At 68.8% G+C, this 19,723-nt stretch carries 16 protein-coding genes; 9 read left to right on the top strand and 7 right to left on the bottom strand.

The annotated features are described in order from the left end of the window. A partial coding sequence (locus tag D7X12_RS45030) for a hypothetical protein (protein ID WP_208719022.1) occupies nucleotides 1-1,087 on the top strand: 1,087 nt, incomplete at its 5' end. Nucleotides 1,088-1,091: 4 nt separating this feature from the next. Here D7X12_RS45030 and D7X12_RS14175 read toward each other — a convergent pair. Next, nucleotides 1,092-2,222 (bottom strand): alpha/beta fold hydrolase, encoded by a 1,131-nt coding sequence (locus tag D7X12_RS14175; RefSeq protein WP_120625806.1) that lies wholly within the window; start codon nucleotides 2,220-2,222, stop codon nucleotides 1,092-1,094. 115 nt (nucleotides 2,223-2,337) lie between these two features. On the opposite strand from D7X12_RS14175, the gene pssA reads away from it, so the two are divergent. The 4 genes from pssA to D7X12_RS14155 all read left to right on the top strand — a co-directional run bounded on the left by pssA (nucleotide 2,338) and on the right by D7X12_RS14155 (nucleotide 6,614). Beyond that, entirely contained in the window at nucleotides 2,338-3,207 is an 870-nt protein-coding gene (gene pssA, locus D7X12_RS14170) for a CDP-diacylglycerol--serine O-phosphatidyltransferase (protein ID WP_120625805.1), read from the top strand. Nucleotides 3,208-3,276: 69 nt separating this feature from the next. Next, entirely contained in the window at nucleotides 3,277-4,542 is a 1,266-nt protein-coding gene (locus D7X12_RS14165; protein WP_120625804.1) for a CinA family nicotinamide mononucleotide deamidase-related protein, read from the top strand. Beyond that, a complete protein-coding gene (locus tag D7X12_RS14160; protein WP_120625803.1) occupies nucleotides 4,539-6,047 on the top strand; it encodes a hypothetical protein in 1,509 nt (502 codons plus the stop codon). Before D7X12_RS14165 ends, D7X12_RS14160 begins: the two co-directional genes overlap by 4 nt. Nucleotides 6,048-6,104: 57 nt before the next feature. Then, nucleotides 6,105-6,614, top strand: a complete 510-nt coding sequence (locus tag D7X12_RS14155; protein ID WP_208719020.1) for a DUF1285 domain-containing protein — start codon at nucleotides 6,105-6,107, stop codon at nucleotides 6,612-6,614. Here D7X12_RS14155 and recA read toward each other — a convergent pair. Next, nucleotides 6,611-7,636 (bottom strand): recombinase RecA, encoded by a 1,026-nt coding sequence (gene recA, locus D7X12_RS14150; RefSeq protein ID WP_120625801.1) that lies wholly within the window; start codon nucleotides 7,634-7,636, stop codon nucleotides 6,611-6,613. The two genes, D7X12_RS14155 and recA, sit on opposite strands and share 4 nt — an antisense overlap. 311 nt (nucleotides 7,637-7,947) lie before the next feature. On the opposite strand from recA, the gene D7X12_RS14145 reads away from it, so the two are divergent. Further along, on the top strand, nucleotides 7,948-9,297 hold the full coding sequence (locus tag D7X12_RS14145) for an NAD(P)/FAD-dependent oxidoreductase (protein WP_244224542.1): 1,350 nt from the start codon (nucleotides 7,948-7,950) through the stop codon (nucleotides 9,295-9,297). Between the two features lie 18 nt (nucleotides 9,298-9,315). Here D7X12_RS14145 and D7X12_RS14140 read toward each other — a convergent pair whose 3' ends face one another. The 5 genes from D7X12_RS14140 to D7X12_RS14120 all read right to left on the bottom strand — a co-directional run bounded on the left by D7X12_RS14140 (nucleotide 9,316) and on the right by D7X12_RS14120 (nucleotide 13,708). Then, entirely contained in the window at nucleotides 9,316-10,953 is a 1,638-nt protein-coding gene (locus D7X12_RS14140) for a YifB family Mg chelatase-like AAA ATPase (RefSeq protein ID WP_244224541.1), read from the bottom strand. A gap of 232 nt (nucleotides 10,954-11,185) precedes the next feature. Beyond that, a complete protein-coding gene (locus tag D7X12_RS14135) occupies nucleotides 11,186-11,695 on the bottom strand; it encodes an ExbD/TolR family protein (RefSeq protein ID WP_120625799.1) in 510 nt (169 codons plus the stop codon). Beyond that, the gene (locus tag D7X12_RS14130) at nucleotides 11,695-12,108 is read right to left on the bottom strand and encodes an ExbD/TolR family protein (RefSeq protein ID WP_120625798.1); all 414 of its coding nucleotides are present in this window, start codon (nucleotides 12,106-12,108) and stop codon (nucleotides 11,695-11,697) included. Before D7X12_RS14130 ends, D7X12_RS14135 begins: the two co-directional genes overlap by 1 nt. 102 nt (nucleotides 12,109-12,210) lie before the next feature. Next, entirely contained in the window at nucleotides 12,211-12,894 is a 684-nt protein-coding gene (locus D7X12_RS14125; RefSeq protein ID WP_120625797.1) for a MotA/TolQ/ExbB proton channel family protein, read from the bottom strand. Nucleotides 12,895-12,964: 70 nt separating this feature from the next. Continuing rightward, nucleotides 12,965-13,708, bottom strand: coding sequence for an energy transducer TonB (locus tag D7X12_RS14120; protein ID WP_120625796.1), 744 nt, complete (start codon nucleotides 13,706-13,708; stop codon nucleotides 12,965-12,967). A gap of 230 nt (nucleotides 13,709-13,938) precedes the next feature. Here D7X12_RS14120 and D7X12_RS14115 point away from each other — a divergent pair, with 230 nt between their 5' ends. The 3 genes from D7X12_RS14115 to D7X12_RS14105 all read left to right on the top strand — a co-directional run bounded on the left by D7X12_RS14115 (nucleotide 13,939) and on the right by D7X12_RS14105 (nucleotide 19,636). Next, nucleotides 13,939-17,148 (top strand): TonB-dependent receptor, encoded by a 3,210-nt coding sequence (locus tag D7X12_RS14115; RefSeq protein WP_120625795.1) that lies wholly within the window; start codon nucleotides 13,939-13,941, stop codon nucleotides 17,146-17,148. A 30-nt stretch (nucleotides 17,149-17,178) separates the two neighbouring features. After that, nucleotides 17,179-17,976 (top strand): hypothetical protein, encoded by a 798-nt coding sequence (locus D7X12_RS14110; protein WP_120625794.1) that lies wholly within the window; start codon nucleotides 17,179-17,181, stop codon nucleotides 17,974-17,976. 115 nt (nucleotides 17,977-18,091) lie between these two features. Then, nucleotides 18,092-19,636 carry a radical SAM protein gene (locus D7X12_RS14105; protein ID WP_120625793.1) on the top strand — a complete coding sequence of 515 codons (1,545 nt, stop codon included), beginning with the start codon at nucleotides 18,092-18,094 and terminating at the stop codon, nucleotides 19,634-19,636. Nucleotides 19,637-19,723: the final 87 nt, after the last annotated feature.

Genomic DNA, 19,723 nt, shown 5'->3' with positions numbered 1-19,723 from the left:
GGAAGGAAGCGGACTCCGGTTCGAGGCGGGAGGGGCCGGTCCGGCGCAGGGAAGCGCCAGGTGCTCCATGGAGGGCGACCGCGCCTGGGAACCCGCCTCGCAGCAAGTCGCCCCTCCGGTCGCGGTGGGGGTGCTCGTGGAGGCCCGAACGGGAGCGCCCGTCCCGCCGACGCTGGTCCTCCGGGACAGCCACTTCACGGGCCCCTACGAGCGGGCGGTGCGGGTCCGGGGCGGGGGCATGGTCCGCCTGGAGGGCGCGTGCTTCCAGGGACCCCAGGTGGCGCTGAGCCAGGAAGGGGGGCTGGCGGAGGTCGAGCGGGCGCGGGCCTCGGGAGGCACGGGGCCGGCGTTCCTCACGGTGGAAGGCACGCTGAAGCTCGTGGACGTACGGGTCCAGGGACACGAGTACGGCGTGACGACGAACCGGGCCCGGCTGTCGGTACGGGGCTTCACCTCGGAGCACGCTCAGCGGGCGGGCCTGGGGCTCACGGCCACGAGCGGCCTGCTGGAGGACGTGGTCGTGAAGGACGCGGGCACCTACGGGGCCCTGCAGCTCACGAACTCGGACCTGGAGGTCCGGCGCTTCCGGCTGGAGGGGTCGCGCGAGTACGGCGTGGTGGCGTTGCAGGGGCGCCTGCGCCTGCGCGACGGACGCATCACGGGCGTGAGCACGGCGGATGGCATCGCCGGAGATGGTCTCCACCTGCGCCAGGTGGACGCGGACGTCGAATCCGTCGCGGTCCACGGCGTGAAGGGCACCTGCGTGCTGGCGACGCAGCGGGCCCACGTGGTGCTGCGGGACGCCAGACTCTCCGCCTGCGAGTTCGCGGCGTTGGCGGCGGACACGCACGCGACGCTGGAGGCCCGCGGCATTGAGGTCCACGACGCCGGTGGCTCCGTGCTGCTGGCCCTCGAGGAGGGCCAGCTGCGGGCGGAAGCCCTCACGGTGAAGAACACCCGGAGCGCGCTGGTGTCCGCCGACTGTGAGGGCCAGACGCGCGTCCAGCTCCGTCAGGTGGATGCGCGCAACACGCAGGGCGTGGAGGCCCCCTGCGTCCAGTGGGAGCCCCTTCCGCGACGCCCCTGAAGCCTCAGCCCAGGGGGGACGAGGGCACGGGCGCGGGCGTGGGGGGCAGGGGCGTGGCGCGCTGCTCCAGCCACTCGCGGATGACGGGGTAGACCTCCGTCGGGGCGCCGGTGCCGAAGATGAGGTCGGCGTGGCCGTAGTCCATCTTGTCGCCGCGGTCCCGACCGAAGACGTGCAGGGTGCGGTCGGGAGACGTGAGCAGCGCGTATTGCGACTCCACGTTGGCGGCGGTGGCCAGCCGGTCCGCGCTGCCGCCCATCACCAGCACGGGCAGCTGGAGCTTCGAGATGCCCGCACGCCAGTCCGTCGTGCGGTCATAGGAGCGGAACGCGTCGTGGGAGATCCAGTCCTGGAACTGGAGCAGCACCTTGCGGCTCATCGCCGACATCATGTTGGCGGTGACCTGCCGCAGGACGCGCGGCGGCATGTGCCGCGGGTTCACCACGAGGTCGGACAGGGGCAGGGCGATGTAGCCCAGGAAGGGGGCCATGCTGGCGCTCATCCACTCCTGCCGGATTGCACCGGGCCACGCGGCGCGCACGCCCAGCGAGATGAGCGTGCGCAGGAACGGCTCCGACTTGAGGTGCACCGGCGCTCCCAGCTCCAGCAGGCCGGCGAGCTTCCCCCCGTCGGGACCCTGGGCCACCCCATAGCCCACCAGACCTCCCAGCGAGTGACCGAGCCAGAAGGCCTGCTTCGCTCCGGTCTCCTTCAGGGCCAGCTCCAACAAGGCCGGCCCGTCCTGGGTGATGTGGTCGTCGATGGTGAAGTCCGTGGGACGCCTGCCCTGGGGCGGACGCCGTGAGTGCCCGGTGCCGCGCCACTCCACGGTGAAGCAGTCGAAGCCGGCATCGTTGAGGTAGTGCGCCACGGAGTAGGGCGGCTCGAAATCGAAGGTGTAGCGGTTGGCCGCCAGCCCGTGGCAGAGCAGCACCGGCTCGGCGAAGCGGCGCACGGGCGCTCGCCGCGAGTGCACGGCCAGCTCCCAGCCGTCAGCACAGCGCGCCCGCAGCATCACGGGCAGCGGCCCTCGCAGGCGGTACCAGCGCCGCACCAGCAGGACCCACGCGATATTGACCAACAGGAGGACGACCGCCGCCTCCAATCCCCACAGGGCCCAGCGCCCGAACGGCATTTCTCCTCCATGCGACCGGGGACCGACTCCGGCGCGAATAAAACCCTGCTAAGGTCCGTTCCCTCGCCGTTTCTGCCGCATGGGCAGCCGACCACCTGGGGAAGTCGAGGGAACGATGAAGCTGCGGAAACTGATGTTCGTGCTCCCGAACCTCTTCACCGTCACCTCCATCTTCTGTGGCTTTTACGCCATCACCCTGTGTTCGGGGGAAGCGACGCCGGTGCAGCTGTACCAGGCGGCCCTGGCCATCCTCTTCGCCATGTTCTTCGACGGGTTCGACGGACGGGTGGCCCGGCTGACGAAGACGCAGAGCGACTTCGGCATGCAGCTCGACAGCCTGGCGGACGTCATGTCCTTCGGCGCGGCCCCGGCCCTGCTCGTCTACAAGTGGGCGCTGGCGCCCATGGGCTTCTGGGGCCTGTTCATCTCCTTCGCGTTCATGGCGTGCGGCGCCATGCGGCTGGCGCGCTTCAACGTGATTGCCATGCGCAACCCGCACGGCGGCGGTGGCAGCTTCTTCGTGGGCCTGCCCATCCCGCTGGCCGCGGGCGTGCTGGTCTCGCTCATCATCTCCCACCACGTGGCGTCGCAGGGCGAAGCGCTGGGTGACGGTGCCCGCCTGCCGGTGGCGCTGGCGGCCGGCGCGCTGTCCCTGCTGATGGTGTCCACGGTGCGCTACCGCACCTTCAAGGACGCGCGGCCCGGCCGGAAGTCGGCGCTCGTCTTCATGGCCATGGCGCTCACGGGCGGGTTCATTGCCCAGCAGTTCCATCCGGCCTGGGTGCTGGTGACGTACTTCTTCGCGTACCTCGTGATGGGCCTCGTGGAGTCGGCGGTCTCGGTGCGCAGCCGGCTGGCCTCGCGCAAGGTCGGCGCGGGCGCGGGCGCTGTCGCGGCGGTGGCCGTGGCAGCCGAGCTGGACGAGGACGACGACGAGGACTCCGAGGCCAACGCGGCCCCGGACGACGGTCCCGCGTACCTCTGAGCGGCCAGGCGCATGAGGGAGGACGCGGACCGTGCCCTCCCGGCCCGGGACCGCTAGGATGCCCGGCCCATGCGCGTCGAGCTGCTGTGCACCGGTGACGAGCTCGTCACCGGCCTCATCACGGACACCAACAGCACGTACCTGGAAGGTCGCCTCTTCGACCTGGGCGTGAAGGTCGAAAGGGTGACCGTGGTCGGTGACGTCCGCCCGGACATCACGGGCGCGCTGCTGGAGGCCTCGGCGCGCGCGGACGTGGTCATCGTCTCGGGCGGCCTGGGCCCCACGGCGGACGACTTCACGCTGGAGTGCGCCGCCGCCGCCGCGGGCGTGCCCATCGAGGAGGACGCGACGGTCCTGGGCTGGCTCAAGGAGCGCTACGCCGCCCGAGGCATGGACATGAACCCCGGCGCCCTGCGCATGGCGAGGATCCCCAAGGGAGCCGAGCCCGTGCGCAACCCCCAGGGCTCGGCCCCGCTGGTCATCCAGAAGCTTGGCCGCGCGCAGCTGTTCTTCCTGCCGGGCGTCCCCCGCGAGTACCGCGCGCTGGTGGACGGAGAGGTGTTGCCGCGCGTGCGCGCCGGGCTCGCCACCGAGCCCCACCGCACCTTCCGGGCCTTCCGCCTGCTGCGCACGGTGCGCCTGCCCGAATCGGTGCTGAACCAGCAGGTGATGCCGCTGGCCCCCAGCCATCCCCGGGTGGTGTTCGGCTTCCGCACGCACGCCCCCGAGAACCACCTGAAGCTGATGGCCGAAGCGCCCACCCAGGCGGAGGCCGACGCCGCGCTCGCCGCCGCGGAGGCCGCGTGTCGCGCGGTGCTGGGCACGCACGTGTACGGCGCGGACAGCAGCGGATACGCCCCCGTCCTCCTGGACCTGTTGGCGCGTGCCGGGCACACGCTGGCCGTGGCGGAGAGCTGCACGGGAGGCCTCATCGCGCAGGACCTCACGGCCGTGCCGGGCGCGAGCCAGGTGTTCGTGGGGGGCGCGGTCGTCTACTCGGAGAAGATGAAGTCCACCTGGGTGGGCGTCGCGCCGGAAGTCCTGGCGAAGCACAGCGCCGTGTCCCGGCAGACGGCGCTCGCGATGGCCGAGGGCGTTCGCACCGCCTGCGGTGCGACGTTCGGCCTGTCGGTGACGGGCTACGCCGGTCCCGGAGGCGGGACGCCCGAGGACCCCGTGGGAACCGTCTACTGCGCACTGGCCGGCCCTGACCTGGAGCCCCGCTGCGAGCGGGTGTCGCTCGCGGGTGACCGCGACCGCGTGCGTCTGTTCGCCGCGGCCCACGTGCTGGAAATGTTGAGGTTGCACCTGCTCGCTGCCCCCGTGTCTCCATGAGTCGCTCCAAGTCAAAGCGTCCCCGTCCTTCCGCTCCGGAAGCCCCGTCCACGGCGCCCCAGGCCCCGCTCTCCGGCGCCACGTCCGTCCCGGAAGCCCCTGCGTCCTCCGCCCTGCCCGAGCCCGCGTCCAGCAACCCCCTGCCGCTGGAGACCTCGGCCCCACCCGGGCCCGCCGCTGTGAAGGGCCCGCATCCGGTGTGGAGCGCGGTGCGCCTGTGGCTGTCGGCCTACCGCGTGGAGGTCGTGCTGTTCCTGGTGGCGTTCGCGGTGCTGTCCAGCTTCAGCTCGCAGCGCTTCCTCCGGCAGAGCGCCGCGCCGCACTTCATCTACCAGGCCCAGTCCTGGCTGGACGGGCGGCTCGACGTGGATCCGCAGGTGTTGCCCAACCTGGAGGACTGGGCCTGTGTGCGGCTCGTGGAGGGACAGAAGGTGCGGTGCGAGGGACGCCCCCTCCGGACCGACCGCTGGTTCGTCAGCTTCCCGTCCTTCCCTGCCGTGGTGATGCTCCCCTTCGTGGCGTTGCACGGCTACCAGTTCAACGACACGTCCTTCGGTGTCTTCGTGGGCGCGCTCGCGGTGGCGCTCTTCTATTCGCTGCTGCGCTTCCTGGCGCAGGAAGGGGAGACCGAGCGCAACCGCGCCGACAACGTGGTGCTGTCGCTCGTGCTCGCCTTCGGCACGCTGTTCTTCTACTGCGCCATCCGCGGCGAGGTCTGGTTCAGCGCGCAGGTGATGGGCGTGGCGCTCACGTGTCTGTACGTGCGCAACGCCGTGAAGGCCCGGCGCCCCCTGCTCGCCGGCCTCTTCTTCTCCATGGCCGTGCTCACCCGCACGCCGCTCGTGTTCGCGGGCCTCTTCTTCGTCCTGGAGGCGCTCTGCCCGGGGCCGGATCGGCTGGCCCAGCTCAAGGCACTTCCGACCGCGTGGAAGCCCGCCCTCCGCAAGCTCGGTCTCTTTGGATTGGGGGCTGGCCCCCTGGCCCTGCTCGCCGCCGCGTACAACGTCTACCGCTTCGGCAAGCCCGGAGAGTTCGGCCACTCGTACTTCTTCAACAACCGGGTGAACGCGGACATCGACCGCTTCGGCCTCTTCAACCTCGAGTACCTGTCGCGCAACCTCCAGGCCGCGTTCTTCAAGCTGCCCCAGGTGTCCCTGTCTCCGCCCCGACTGTCGTACGACCCGCACGGGTTGACGCTGCTGCTCACGCTGCCCCTGCTGGTGTTCCTGCTGGTTCCCCGCACGCGGCCTCGCCTGCACTGGCCGCTGTGGCTGACCGTGGCGGCCTGCGCGCTGCCCGGCCTCGTCTACCAGAACACCGGCTACATGCAGTTCGGCTTCCGGTTCAGCCTGGACTACACGCCCTACCTGCTGCTGCTCTTCGCCGTGGGCGGCTGGTCCCTGCGCAACCGCGCCGTGGTGGCCGTGCTGGCGCTTGGCGTGCTGGTGAACTTCTGGGGCGCCGTGGCCTTTCGCGGCTACACGGAGTTCGTCCGGAACTGGTAGGCGGGCAGGGCCCGGCGGCTTGAATTCGCCGAGCCCCACGCGCACATAAAGGGCGACATGCAACCTCCCACCGGTCAGCCCCCTCCTGGCAAGCGTTGGCACACCCGTGAGGACAGCGGCATCCGCCTCGATGCCGCGTTTCGCTGGTGGCACGACGATGAGCCCATCGAGCACCCGAAGATCATCGAGCTCTTCAATGCCTCCCTGGTCCTGGACGACGACGGGCGCTACCAGCTCCGCATCGCTCCGGACTGGTGCTACGTCCAGGTAGAGGACGCGGCCTATGAGGTCCGCATCGTGGACGTCACGCCGGACGAGCGTGTGTCCCTGCGCCTGAGCGACCGGACGGCGGAAGCGTTGGATCCCTCCTCGCTCCAGCTCACACCGGAGGGTGTCCTCACCTGCCGCGTGAAGCAGGGAAGGGCGAAGGCGCGCTTCTCCCGTGATGCGCAGTACCAGTTCGGCGAGCTGCTGGAGGAGGCCCCGGAGGGGCACCTGTTGCTGCGGGCCGGACAGCGCCGGCTGGAGGTCCCGCTCTCGCTGGATGCGCTTCAACCGGCCCCCTAGGCTGCTTCGACGGAGGCCGGTGATACGGGCGGCGCCGCGGCGCCCACCAACTCGCGGGCCAGGGACGCCAGGACGTCCGGGTGCTCGCGCAGCCACTCGCAGGCCCGCTCCCGGCCCTGTCCGATGCGCTCTCCGCGCAGGCTGAAGTGGCTGCCGGACTTCTCCACCACGCCCGCGCCCACCCCCAGGTCCAGGACCTCGGCGGCGCGGTGGATGCCGGTGCCATAGAGCACGTCGAACTCCGCCTCCTGGAACGGGGGCGCCAGCTTGTTCTTCACCACCTTCACGCGGGCCCGCGAGCCCACCACCGCATCCCCCTCCTTGAGGTTGCCCATGCGGCGGATCTCCATCCGCACCGACGCGTAGAACTTCAGCGCGTTGCCTCCCGTCGTCGTCTCCGGGTTGCCGAACATCACGCCAATCTTCATGCGGATCTGGTTGATGAAGATGATGCACGTGCCGGAGCGGCTCACCGCGCCGGTGAGCTTGCGCAAGGCCTGGCTCATCAGCCGCGCCTGCACGCCCATGTGCGCATCTCCCATCTCACCTTCAATCTCCGCGCGAGGCACCAGCGCCGCCACCGAGTCCACGACGATCAGGTCCACGGCGCCCGAGCGCACGAGCTGCTCGGTGATCTCCAGCGCCTGCTCCCCGGTGTCGGGCTGGGCCACCAGCAACTCCTCCGCGCGCACCCCCAGCTTGCGCGCATAGGACAGGTCCAGCGCGTGCTCCGCGTCGATGAAGGCCGCCACGCCCCCCACGGCCTGGACCTGGGCGATGGCGTGCAGGGTCAGCGTCGTCTTCCCGGAAGACTCGTTGCCGAACAGCTCCACCACGCGTCCCCGCGGATAGCCGCCCACGCCCAGCGCACGGTCCAGTCCCACCGAACCCGTGGGAATGATCGCCACCTTCTGCTCCGGCGCATCCGCCCCGAGCGTCATCACCGCGCCCCGGCCGAACTGCTTCTCGATGGACGCCACCGCCGCCGCCACTGCCTTCAACTTCTCCGTCAGCCTGCTCATCTCGTCTGACTCCCTCGCCGCCCCGTGGGCTTGATGCCACGGGCCTGGAGACAGCAACGGACATGCCGTGCGAGTTCCCCGGTGAAGGTCGTTCCAGGTGCGTCCAGGTCCGTCATGTCCGTCCAGCGCGGTGGAGCGGCACGGCTGTCTCCCGGCACCTGAGAAGACGCAAGGAGGAGCGTGTCCGCATAAGCGGGCACGGGAGGGACATGACAGCCTGGCTTGGGGAGCCAGAATGCATTGCATTGAAGCCGGGGAGTGCCCGCGTCACTTCTTCCCGTGTGAAAACGACCCGTGAGAACCTTCCCCATGTGGTCATCCTGGGAGGCGGCTTCGGCGGCCTCTACGCGGCCCGGTACCTGCGAAAGGCAGGGGTTCGCGTCACGATGGTGGACCGTCACAACCACCACCTCTTCCAGCCGCTGCTGTACCAGGTGGCCACGGCCACGCTCAGCCCGAGCGACATCGCCGCGCCGCTGCGGGCGATGCTCGGACGCGAGCAAGTCCAGGTGTTGCTCGCGGAGGTGACCGGCGTGGACACCGCGAACAAGCGCGTCCTGCTGTCCGACGGCGAGCTGGCGTACGACTTCCTCATCATCGCCACCGGGGCCACGCACTCGTACTTCGGCAATGATGCCTGGTCGCAATACGCGATGGGGTTGAAGACGGTCGAGGACGCGGTGGAGATCCGTCGGCGGGTGCTGCTCGCCTTTGAATGGGCCGAGCGAGAACCGGATCCCGAGCGCCGCCGCGCGCTGCTCACCTTCGCCATCATCGGAGGAGGCCCCACGGGCGTGGAGCTGGCCGGAGCCCTGGCGGAGATCAGCCGCCGCTCATTGACGGGCGACTTCCAGAACATCGACCCGCGAGACGCGCGCGTCATCCTCATCGAGGGGATGGACCGGGTGCTCCCCACCTACCCCGAGAACCTCTCCCTCGACGCCCGCAAGGTGCTGGAGAATCTGGGGGTCGAGGTCCGTACGGGCACCCGCGTGACGAACATCGACGCCACGGGTCTGGACATGGGCGCGGAGCGATTGGCCGCCCGCACCGTGCTCTGGGCCGCGGGAGTGGAGGCCTCCCCGGTGGCCCGCTCGCTCGGCGTGGCGCTGGACCGGGCGGGACGCGTTCCGGTAACGCCCGAGCTGACCGTGCCCGGGCATCCCCACATCTTCGTCGTGGGGGACCTGGCGCTCGTGAAGCAGGAGGACGGAAGCGCCGTTCCGGGGGTGGCGCCCGCGGCGATGCAGGAGGGAAAGCACGCGGTCCTCAACCTCCGCCGCCAGTTGGCGGGCCAGCCGATGAAGCCCTTCCGCTACTGGGACCGGGGGACCTACGCCGTCATCGGCCGGGGCCATGCCGTGGGCGTGGCCTTCCGCCGCGTCCAGCAATCCGGCTTCGTCGCCTGGCTGGCCTGGCTCTTCATCCACATCACCTTCCTCGTGGGCTTCCGGAGCAAGCTGGCCGTGCTGCTCAACTGGGCCTACGCGTACCTGACCTTCGGCAGCTCGGCGCGCATCATCACCGGCCCCGTGTCCCGCCCCGATGAACGCATCGCGGAGCAGCGACTGCCCGGAGCGGCTCCGGGCGCGTCTCCGCCGGTCGTTGCCGCGCCCCCGTCCTCGCGTGATGCCGCTGTCCCCGTGCGCGTTCCGTCCTGACGTCCTCGGCTCCGGGTGTCAGGCCTTGTCGCTCGGAGGCCAGCGACCCGCGCTGTCCTTCGGATCCGTTCGCCAGGAAGGCGCAGTGGGGCGTGAAGCGCCCGCCAGCCCCTGGGTGTTGGCGTGCAGCCAGCCCCGGCGGTCCAGCATCCGGCAGTCGACGGCGAGCTGCATGTCCACATCCTCGATGCGCCCGTGCCCTTCCAGGTCCGCGCGCGTCAGGGCCAGCTTGAGGATGCGGTCATGCGCGCGGGCGGACAGGCCATGGTGGCGGACCGCGAGTTCCAGCATCTGCTCCGCGCGGGGCGACAGCACGCAGTAGCGGCGCAGCAGGTGGGAAGGCATCTGGGCATTGCAGTACACCCCCGGCGCATCCTGGAAGCGGGTGCGCTGCCGCTCGCGCGCGGCCTCCACGCGCTGCCGGTAGTACTGGCTGGGCAGTTCCTGGCTCTTCGCGGCGAGCTGGTGGTACTCCACGGGCCGCGTCTGCACGGTGATGTCGATGCGGTCCAACAGGGGGCCGCTGACGCGCGCGTGGTAGTCGAAGACGCGGTGCTCCGGGCAGGTGCACGTGCGCTCCGGCACGTTGAAGTAGCCGCAAGGGCAGGGGTTCATCGCCGCCACCAACATCACCCGGCAGGGATAGGTGATGTGCTGGTTCGCCCGCGCCAGATGGATGGCGCCCTCCTCCAGGGGCTGGCGCAGCACCTCCAGCACGTTCTTGCGGAACTCCGGGAGCTCATCGAGAAACAGCACGCCGTGATGGGCCAGGGACAGCTCCCCCGGTCGCGCCGCGGGCCCTCCACCCACGAGCCCCGCGTCGGACAGCGTGTGATGGGGCGCGCGGAACGGACGCTCGCGCATCAGGGCCTGCTCGTCTCCCAGCAGACCCTGGATGGAGTAGATCTTCGTCACCTCCAGGGCCTCGTCGAAGCTCATCTCCGGAAGGATGCCCGGCAGCCGTCGCGCCAGCATCGTCTTCCCGGAGCCCGGAGGACCGGCCATGAGCATGTTGTGGCCGCCGGCCGCCGCGAGCTCCAGGGCCAGCTTCAGCTCCGGTTGGCCCCGCACGTCGGCCATGTCCGCGTTCGCCTTTCGCGGACCGACGCCCGGCGTCGCCGCGCGCAGCAAAGGCGTCAGCGGGGCGCTGCCCGTGAGATGCCCCACGGCTTCTCGCAGGTGGGCCACCGGCAGCACCTGGAGCCCCTCCACGAGCGCTGCTTCTGTCGCATTGGCGGCAGGAACCATGACCCCGCGGAAGCCGCCATTCCGGGCCGCTACGGCCAGCGGTAACACTCCGCGAATGGGTTTGATGGAGCCATCAAGCGACAGCTCTCCGCCAAAGAGGTACTGCCCCAGCGGCTCCTCTTCCATCAGCCGGGCCGCGGCAAGCACTCCCAGCGCGATGGGCAGCTCGAACGCCGCTCCCTCCTTACGGATGTCCGCGGGGGCCAGGTTGACGGTGATCCGCTTCTGCGGAAGGTCGAAGCCGCTGTTCTTCAGCGCGGAGACGACCCGGACCTTCGACTCCCGCGCCGCCCCCTCCGGCAACCCCACGACGTTGAAGTAGGGCAGCCCGAGCGCCATGTCGACCTCGCACTCCACCACCACCGCGTCGATGCCCATCAACGCCCCCGACCGCACCCGAGCCAGCATCGTCTCCCCCTCGCCACCTGCGCCGGGGGAGGGGAGAGCAACGCGCGTACCAGCGCCATTGCCTCACAAGTGCCGGGAGCGCCCATCCACCGCGTCAGATGCGCCGTCCCGGGCGGGGACGTGGCCCGCAAAGCAAGAAGCCCGCTGGCATGGGGGAAGGATCCCCGCCAGCGAGCTTCTCTTTGAACCCTGCGACCGCTGAGGTTGCGTCAGCCCTGTCCGGAGGAGCGGATCAGGGCGTCGGCGCGGGCGCGGGAGGCGCGCCTTCGGGCGTCGTCGGCAGCGCGCCCGGGATGACCGCGTTCGGCGGCAGCTCGGTGGCCATGCCCAGGATCTTCGCTCCCGCCGCGCGGGCTCCGTCGAGCGCCACGACGAGCTTGCCGTAGTTGGCCGCGTCGTCCGCCATGAAGAAGACGACCTTCTCGTCCGGCTTCTTGGCGTTCAGCATCCGCTTGAGGCGGGTGACGTAGTCGGCGGCGGCGATCTGCTCCGTGTTGATGGAGTAGGTGCCGTCCTTGTCCACCTGCACGATGATCTGCTGGGCGTCGGGCTCCGGTGGCGGCTCATTCTCCACCTCCGTCTCCGGGACCCGGACGAGGATGTCCTTCTCCAGGAGGGGCGTCACCACCATGAAGATGATGAGGAGCACCAGCACCACGTCCACGAGGGGCGTGACGTTGATCTCCGAGTTCGGCGCAGACGCGGGCTTGACCCACTGACGCTGCTTGGTTCCCTGGCCCATTACTTCTTCTCCTCGACACCCAGGGCGATCTGCTTCGCCTTCGCCTTGCGGGCCGTGTCCAAGACCTTGCGCACGTCGCCCACGTTCAGGGTGTTGTCACCCTTCAGCAGGATCTTCTTGCCCGGATCCTTCTGCATCTCCGCGGCGATCTTGTCCTGCAGGCCCTGCTCGTTGACCTCGTCATTCTCCACGAACACCTTCTTGTCCGGGGTGATGGAGAGGACCAGCGGGTCGGCGTCCTTGCCGCCTTCCTTTTCGATCTCCGTGGCCTTGGGCAGCTCCACCGACTTGCCGCGCTGGAGCATGGGCGTCACGACCATGAAGATGATGAGCAGCACCAGCACCACGTCCACGAGGGGCGTGACGTTGATATCGCTCTTGATGCCCCCTTTGGGGCCTGCTGACATTCCCATGCGTACACCTGTGTCCGGGAAGGGGGGACCCACCCCGGGGCAGCTCGGCTGGTTTCAGCCGGGCCGCCCGCGAGGGCAGGGATGTCCCAGGGTGGGCTTGAACTAAGCCGCGTGCGAGGAGTGGGCGCCGCCGCCCACGTGCCGCGCAACCACGTCCAGGAACTCGTTGGAGGACTCGGAGATGTCCACGGAGCGGGCATCCACCCAGCCCTGCAGGAAGTTGTAGGCCATCACGGCGGGGATGGCCACGAGGAGGCCGAACGCGGTGGTGATGAGCGCCTCGGCGATACCCGCCGAGATGGTGCCCAGACCGCCGGAGCCGGCCGCCGCCATCAGCTGGAAGGCGTTCACGATGCCCATCGTGGTGCCCAGCAGGCCCACGAACGGCGCCGTCGAACCGACCGTGGCCAGCAGGCCCAGGCCGCGCTTGAGGCTCTGCACTTCGCGCTGCGCCTGGCGCTCCAGCGCCCGGGCCACGGATTCCACCGCGAGATCCTTGTTCCCGGGGCTGATCCGGTACGCCGTCAGACCCGAGTTGATGACGCGGCCCAGGTGGCCCACGTCCTTGCCCAGGTTGGTGTTCGCGGCGGTGGTCAGGTCGCCCTTCGCGAGGATGGCGCCCATCTTCGCGGCGAAATTGCGGCTGTCCGCGCGCGTCTTGCGGAAGACGATGATCCGCTCCGCCATGACGACCAGCGACGCCACCGACATGATGGCGAGGGTGAAGATGATCATGCGGGCGAAGAGGCCCGTGTGATTCCAAATATCTGCAAGAGTGAATTGCATGGCTGGGGAGCGCTCCTCCTCACGAGCGCAGGGGTTGGATTCGGCGGACTGCTTCAGCAGGTGCGCTCGATCAGCGCGGCAGCTTCAGATTGAAGTTGAAGGTGTACTGGACCTCGACCGGCCGGCCCTGGAACGTGACCGGCTTGTAGCGTGAGGCGGCCAACACGTCCATCACGGCCTGCTCCATGTGGGGGAGCGGCTTGATGACGCGGCAGCGCTCGACCTTCCCCTCGGTCGTGATGACGCACTTCACGATCATCAGGCCCTGGACGCGCGCTTCAATGGCCTCACGCGTGTAGGACACCTGGGGGCCGGAGATCTGCTCCGGGCGCGTCATGCCCTGACCGAACGACAGCACGTCCGTGCCCGTCCCGCCCAGCTGACCGCCCACCACACCGCCGATCACACCGCCGACCACGCCTCCCACCACGCCGCCCGCGACGCCGCCTTCCACGCCGCCCTCGACCTCCGCCTCGCTGGCCTCTTCCTCGGGCTCGGCCTCGGTTTCGGCTTCTTCCGGCTTCTGCTGAGGCACTTCCTTCGGCTGCACGATCACGTCCTTGGGACGCTTGGGCGTGACCTTCTTCTCCGTCTTCGGCTTCGAAGCGGGAGGCGGCGGAGGAGGTGGCGGAGGAGGAGGCGCCATGGTCGCCTTCAGCGTGACCTCGACCTCCTTCTCCTCAATGGGAGCAGGGCGCGTGGAGAGATAGGCCACCAGACCCAGCAGGCCGACGTGGAGCACCGTGGAGATGCCCGCACCGACGCCGAAGCGCGACCTGGGTCCTTGCCCTCGGTCAAGGACTGAATCGAACATGCACGTAACTCCTCTTCACCAGTGGACTGCCCGTCCCGCCCTGCCCGGATTGAAGGGCGGCTACCATACAGAAAAGGGTTCCGGGTTCAAGCAACCGTGTCGGGCGCCGCCGACGTGATCGCGCCAATGCCCCACTGGTTACCAAAAAGCAACGGTCTATTGACAACTGCTTGACCTCGGATATTTTCCCAAGTCATTTTCGGTTGCAGCCCACCTTGGAGGGGTCAGGTATGCAAGTGAAACAAGTACTTCGGGAAACCGGAGTCGTCCTTGCTGCAGGTCTGCTGTACGGATCCGCGGCTTTTGCGCAGTCCAGCGTCATCATCGGCACCGTCATCAACACGGAGGACAAGAAGCCGGCGGCCGACGTTGTTGTGACCGCTACCTCGCCCAATCTGCAGGGCGAGCAGACCGTGGTTACCGACGCTCAGGGTAACTATCGTATTCCCCAGCTGCCACCCGGTACCTACACGCTGCGGTTCGAAAAGGAGACGTTCAAGCCTTACGCCCGCTCGGAAATCCAGCTGCTCCTCAACCGCACCATCCGTGTGAACGTGGAGCTGTTGCCTGACAGCTTTACGCAGACGGTCGAAGTCATCGGCAGCCCGCCGACGATCGACGTCGGCTCCACGAACACCGGCGTGAACGTGGATCAGGAGTTCATCAAGCGCATCGCGGTGGCCCGTCCCGTGGGCAAGGGTGGCGCGACGCGCTCCTTTGAGTCCCTGGCCGAGCTCGCCCCGGGCGCCCAGTCCGACCAGTACGGCGTGTCCATCAACGGCACGACCTCGCCCGAGAACGGCTACGTGGTGGACGGTCTGTCCACGAACGACCCCGCCTTCGGCGTGAACGCCAGCCCGCTGAGCATCGAGTTCGTGCAGGACGTGAACATCATCACCGGCGGTTACATGCCGGAGTTCGGTCGCTCCACGGGCGGTGTCATCAACGCGGTGACCCGGTCGGGTTCCAACGAGTTCCACGGCTCCGTGTTCGCCAACTGGACTCCCGGCGCCCTCGAAGGCAACCGGAAGCTGGTCATCGAGGACGGCACCACGGTCACCGGCCTGAACGCCCTGAGCAACCTGGGTGACTTCGGCGCGACCCTCGGTGGTCCCATCCTGAAGGACAAGCTCTGGTTCTTCGCCGGCTTCGCGCCGTCGTTCCAGCGCTACGAGCACACCCGCGCGCTCAACGCGTTCCAGCTGGAGGGCCCGTTCGACCCGGCCGAGGACGCGGAGAACCCGCTCGCGAAGGACGAGAACGGCTTCAGCCGCGTCCAGCAGATCCCCGGATCCGAGCGCAAGTACTTCGCGGACTCGCGCACGATCCAGTTCATGGGCAAGCTGACGTACCTCATCAACCAGGACCACAACGTGTCGTTCGCCCTGAACGGCACCCCGACCGTGTCGGGTGGTCTGGGCAAGCTGCAGATCAACCCCCGTACGGGTGGTCTGCCGGCGGCGCAGAACACGCGTCCTGAGGACATCGGCCAGACCGAGAACCGCGCGAACTCCACGGGCCTCGGCCTGAAGTACGCCGGCGCCTTCATGGAGAAGAAGATCCTGGTCGACGCGAACGTCGGCTGGTTCCACCAGACCGCGTCCACGCCTCCGGCGGATGGTTCCGCCATTGGCACGACGGAAGGCCTGGCGGGCTACGGCCTGGCGCAGTACACGCGCAACCGTGCGCTGACCACGTTCGAGAACGTTCCGAGCGCGACGCAGTACTGCGGGGATTCCGTGGAAGAGCAGGCCGTCCGCTGCCCGATCACGAACTACTTCGTCGGCGGCCCTGGCTACCTCACCGAGGCGACGCTGGATCGCTACCAGCTCAACGCGAAGGCCACGTACCTGCTGAACGCGCTCGGCACGCACGTGTTCAAGGCGGGCGTGGACACCGAGTTCCTGGCCTACGACCAGAAGAAGGCCTACTCCGGTAGCGTCTTCCTGCAGGAGGCCGGCAGCGCCAGCGACCAGCCGGACGGCCGCCACATCTGGACGGACAACCGCCGCTACGGCTACCAGACGGCGCCTGACACGCCGGTGTTCGAGACGCTCCAGAAGTCCACGACGAACAGCACCACCATCGGTGGCTTCCTCCAGGACAGCTGGTCCATCGCCAACCGCGTCACCCTGAACCTGGGTATCCGCTACGACGTGCAGTCGATGTACGGCGGTGACGGCAACCTGGCGCTGCAGCTCGGCAACCAGTGGTCGCCCCGTCTCGGCGCCGTGCTGGACCCGTTCGCCAACGGCCGTGCGAAGCTGTTCGTCAACTTCGCCCGGTACTACGAGCAGGTCCCCCTCAACATGATGGACCGCGCCTTCCCGGGCGAGCGCCGCTTCAGCGCGCGTCGCTACCTGGCGGAGCCGGGGACGACCAATGGTTGCGATCCGTCCTCGCTCGAGGGCCAGCGTGGCAACTGCGCGGACAAGCAGTTCATCGTCCCCCGCGCGGAAGCGACGACGAACTCGAACCAGTACTACAGCGGTGGTCTGGTGCAGAACGAGCCGGTCGATCCGGACATCACGCCCCAGTCCTCCGACGAGTTCGTGGTCGGTGGTGAGTACGAGCTGATTGCCAACACCCGCTTCGGTGCCACGTACACGCACCGCAGCATGGGCAAGGTCATCGAGGACATGAGCCGCGATGACGGCAACACGTACTTCCTCGGCAACCCCGGCAGCGGCTTCGCCAAGGAGTTCCCGACGCCGGTGCGTGACTACGACGCGGTGACGGCCTACCTGAACCGCACGTTCACGGACGGCTGGCTGGCGCAGGCGAGCTACACGTGGTCCCGCCTGTACGGCAACTACCCCGGTCTGTTCCGCCCGGAGAACAACCAGCTCGACCCGAACATCCTCGCGGACTTCGACCTGGTCGCCCTCCTGAACAACCGCAAGGGTCTGCTGCCCTTCGACCGTACGCACGCCATCAAGGTGTTCGGCGCCAAGGAGCTCAACTTCTCCAACGCGCTGTCGGCCAGCATCGGTCTGTCGTACCGCGGCAACTCGGGTCAGCCGATCAACTACCTCGGCGCCTACCCGGGCTACGGCCAGGATGAGACGTTCGTCCTGCCGCGCGGCACCGGTGGTCGCACCCCGTGGATCAACAGCATCGACTCCAACGTGGGCGTCAACTACCGCGTGAGCAAGGACAGCGTCGTGTCCTTCACCCTGGACGTGTTCAACCTCTTCAACTTCCAGGGCGTGGACAGCGTGGACGAGTCCTACACGTTCTCGCAGGTCCTCCCGGTCTACGACGTGAAGACCCAGACCGGTGGCACGGCGGCGGACCTCCCGACGGAGGACAGCCCCGGCCGTGTTCCGCTCGCGGCGGGCGGCACGCTGGCCTACGAGGACGTGAACAAGAACTTCAAGAACCCCGATCGTTACCAGGCCCCGCGGCAGGTCCGCTTCGGTGTCCGGTACACCTTCTAACCACCTGACCACGTGAGGAAGATCAGCAACATGCGCAAGAGCATTCTTTCAACGCTGGTTATTCTGGGGACCGCAGGCAGCCTGACCGCCTGCGACTTCGAGCAGCCGAACGCTGGCTGCATCGTCCAGGACGCGAGCTTCGCGACCTGGTGGGCGAAGTACGACGCGGTCGGGCCTGCGACGGGTCCGGGTGGCGCTCCCTGCCCGGACACGCTCGAGGTGGGTGACAATCTGGGGGTCTGGAAGTTCGCGAACCCCGAGACTGGCACCGCCAACCTCGTCATCCGGCCGCAGTTCATTGCCCGGATGGGTGCTGCGGACACGGGCAACGAGTTCGGCAGCCTCCAGGTCACGGGCGACCTGAGCACGGACACGGATGAGAACGACTTCTGCACGGCGACCAACTTCAACGTTGCGACCGTCAATCCGACGGTGGCCGGTGCACCGGTCAACACCACCTACACGGTCGCCAACGTGAAGGTGTACTCGTCGCCCAGCTCTCCGGGCACGCAGATGACGGGTGAAGTCACGTACACGCGGGGCACCTGCACCTCGAAGTACGTGATGCGCGCGGTGTGGCCTTCGACCCCCTGCGATCCGCGCGTCGACCAGGCGGATCCGGATCTGGGCTTCGCCAACTGCGGCACGGGCTCGGGCATCAACCCGGACCATGCCGTGCAGTGCGAGGCGGTCCCGAGGCGCTTCTGGACCGGCGCTTTCTTCACGGCCGAAGAGGCGGCGTTCTTCGACGAGAACGGCACGTTCCCCGAGAGCTACACCACCGAGGGTAAGTGCGTCGTGTCGAACCCGATCCCGTCGTTCAAGTAGTCGGCACTGACCGACCCTGAAGGCCAACGCGGCCCCGGCAGCCCCTCCCCCACGCGGGAGTGGCGGTCCGGGGCCGCGCTGTTGTTACTGTCTGGATTCCACTGTCGGGAGGACCATGGAGGGCCGATACGAACTCATCGAGCACGTCTGCTCACTGCTGGCGGACGAAGCGGGCACGCTGCGCAAGGAGGCGCCCTACCGGGTCGCGCTCTGCTACCCGAGCCCCTACCACGTGGGGATGAGCTCGCTGGGGTACCAGGCCATCTACCGGGAGGTGCATGAGCACGCCGGGGCGACCGCCGAGCGTGTCTTCCTTCCCGATGATGTCGAGACATACAAGAGAACACGGACGCCATTGTTTACCTGGGAATCCCAGGCCCCGGTGTCTGGTTTTGCAATGTTGGCCTTCTCTGTGGCGTATGAGTTGGAGCTCACAGGGTTGTTCACGATGTTGGAGTTGTCTGGTTTACCGGTTCTTGCGGCGGAGCGGAGTGCAAGACATCCGCTGATCGTCGCGGGCGGTCCGCTGACGTTCTCCAACCCGGATCCGCTGGAGCCCTTCGTGGACGTGCTGGTCCAGGGGGAGGCGGAGGATCTGATCCACGTCCTGCTGGACGCGGCGGCCTCCATGGACCGCGAAGCGCTGCTGGAGCACCTGGCGCGGATCCCCGGCTTCCGCGTGCCCGGGCGGGGCGGGGCGCGCTACCACGTCGCGAAGGCGACGGATGCCCGGCTGCCGGCCCGGACGCAGATCATCACGCCGCACACGGAGCTGCGCTCGATGTTCCTCATCGAGCCGGAGCGGGGCTGCTCGCGCGGCTGTCACTACTGCGTCATGCGCCGCACGACGAATGGCGGCATGCGCACGGTGCCCCCGGAGCGCATCCTGTCGCTCATCCCGGAGCACGCGCGGCGCGTGGGGCTCGTGGGGGCGGCGGTGACGGATCATCCCCGCATCGTCGAGCTGCTGCGCACGCTCGTGGACGCCGGCCGCGAGGTGGGGGTGTCCTCGCTGCGCGCGGACCGGCTCACGCAGGAGCTGGTGGATCAGCTGCGGCGGGGTGGGGCGACGAACCTCACGGTGGCCGCGGACGGGGCCTCGCAGAAGATGCGGGACCTGGTGGACCGCAAGCACTCGGAGGAGCAGATCGTCCGCGCGGCGCGCTTCGCCCGCACGGCGGGCATGAAGCAGCTCAAGGTCTACAACGTGGTGGGCCTGCCGCACGAGGACGACGCGGACATCGACGAGCTCATCCGCTTCACCACGGAGCTGTCCCGCATCCTGCCCGTGGCGCTGGGGGTCGCGCCCTTCGTGGCCAAGCGCAACACGCCGCTGGATGGGGCGCCCTTCGCGGGCGTGCGCGAGGTGGAGAACAAGCTGGAGCGGCTGCGCAAGGGCCTGCGCGGGCGGGCGGAAGTGCGGCCCACCTCCGCGCGCTGGGCCTGGGTGGAGTACATGCTGGCCCAGTGCGGTCCGGAGGCAGGGCTCGCGGCGATGGACGCCTGGCGCGCGGGTGGCAGCTTCGCCGCGTGGAAGCGGGCCTTCCAGGAGCGCGGGTGCGTCCCGTATCTCGCCCGCCGGGTGGAGGACGGGCGGCGCCAGCCCACGGTGTGGCCCATCGTGCCGGGGCAGGCCCCCCAGCAGCCGTCCGCCGTCTGACGGGGGCCCGCAAGGGCGTACCCGCCAAGCCCCGCTTTCCGCTACAAGACGACCAGCGGGGCCGATGGCCGGCACTCGCATGGCCTC

Source organism: Corallococcus sicarius, assembly GCF_003611735.1.
Lineage (GTDB): Bacteria > Myxococcota > Myxococcia > Myxococcales > Myxococcaceae > Corallococcus > Corallococcus sicarius.
Note: the sequence above shows the minus strand (reverse complement) of the source record. Positions and strands in the feature narration are given on the sequence as shown.

Excerpts from the sequence above, each read along its gene's own strand:
- D7X12_RS14165 (WP_120625804.1), top strand. The coding sequence starts at position 3,277 with ATGCGCGTCGAGCTGCTGTGCACCGGTGACGAGCTCGTCACCGGCCTC.
- D7X12_RS14120 (WP_120625796.1), bottom strand. The coding sequence starts at position 13,708 with ATGTTCGATTCAGTCCTTGACCGAGGGCAAGGACCCAGGTCGCGCTTC.
- D7X12_RS14115 (WP_120625795.1), top strand. The coding sequence starts at position 13,939 with ATGCAAGTGAAACAAGTACTTCGGGAAACCGGAGTCGTCCTTGCTGCA.
- D7X12_RS14160 (WP_120625803.1), top strand. The coding sequence starts at position 4,539 with ATGAGTCGCTCCAAGTCAAAGCGTCCCCGTCCTTCCGCTCCGGAAGCC.
- D7X12_RS14105 (WP_120625793.1), top strand. The coding sequence starts at position 18,092 with ATGGAGGGCCGATACGAACTCATCGAGCACGTCTGCTCACTGCTGGCG.
- D7X12_RS14130 (WP_120625798.1), bottom strand. The coding sequence starts at position 12,108 with ATGGGAATGTCAGCAGGCCCCAAAGGGGGCATCAAGAGCGATATCAAC.
- pssA (WP_120625805.1), top strand. The coding sequence starts at position 2,338 with ATGAAGCTGCGGAAACTGATGTTCGTGCTCCCGAACCTCTTCACCGTC.
- D7X12_RS14135 (WP_120625799.1), bottom strand. The coding sequence starts at position 11,695 with ATGGGCCAGGGAACCAAGCAGCGTCAGTGGGTCAAGCCCGCGTCTGCG.
- recA (WP_120625801.1), bottom strand. The coding sequence starts at position 7,636 with ATGAGCAGGCTGACGGAGAAGTTGAAGGCAGTGGCGGCGGCGGTGGCG.
- D7X12_RS14155 (WP_208719020.1), top strand. The coding sequence starts at position 6,105 with ATGCAACCTCCCACCGGTCAGCCCCCTCCTGGCAAGCGTTGGCACACC.
- D7X12_RS14140 (WP_244224541.1), bottom strand. The coding sequence starts at position 10,953 with ATGCTGGCTCGGGTGCGGTCGGGGGCGTTGATGGGCATCGACGCGGTG.
- D7X12_RS14125 (WP_120625797.1), bottom strand. The coding sequence starts at position 12,894 with ATGCAATTCACTCTTGCAGATATTTGGAATCACACGGGCCTCTTCGCC.
- D7X12_RS14110 (WP_120625794.1), top strand. The coding sequence starts at position 17,179 with ATGCGCAAGAGCATTCTTTCAACGCTGGTTATTCTGGGGACCGCAGGC.
- D7X12_RS14175 (WP_120625806.1), bottom strand. The coding sequence starts at position 2,222 with ATGCCGTTCGGGCGCTGGGCCCTGTGGGGATTGGAGGCGGCGGTCGTC.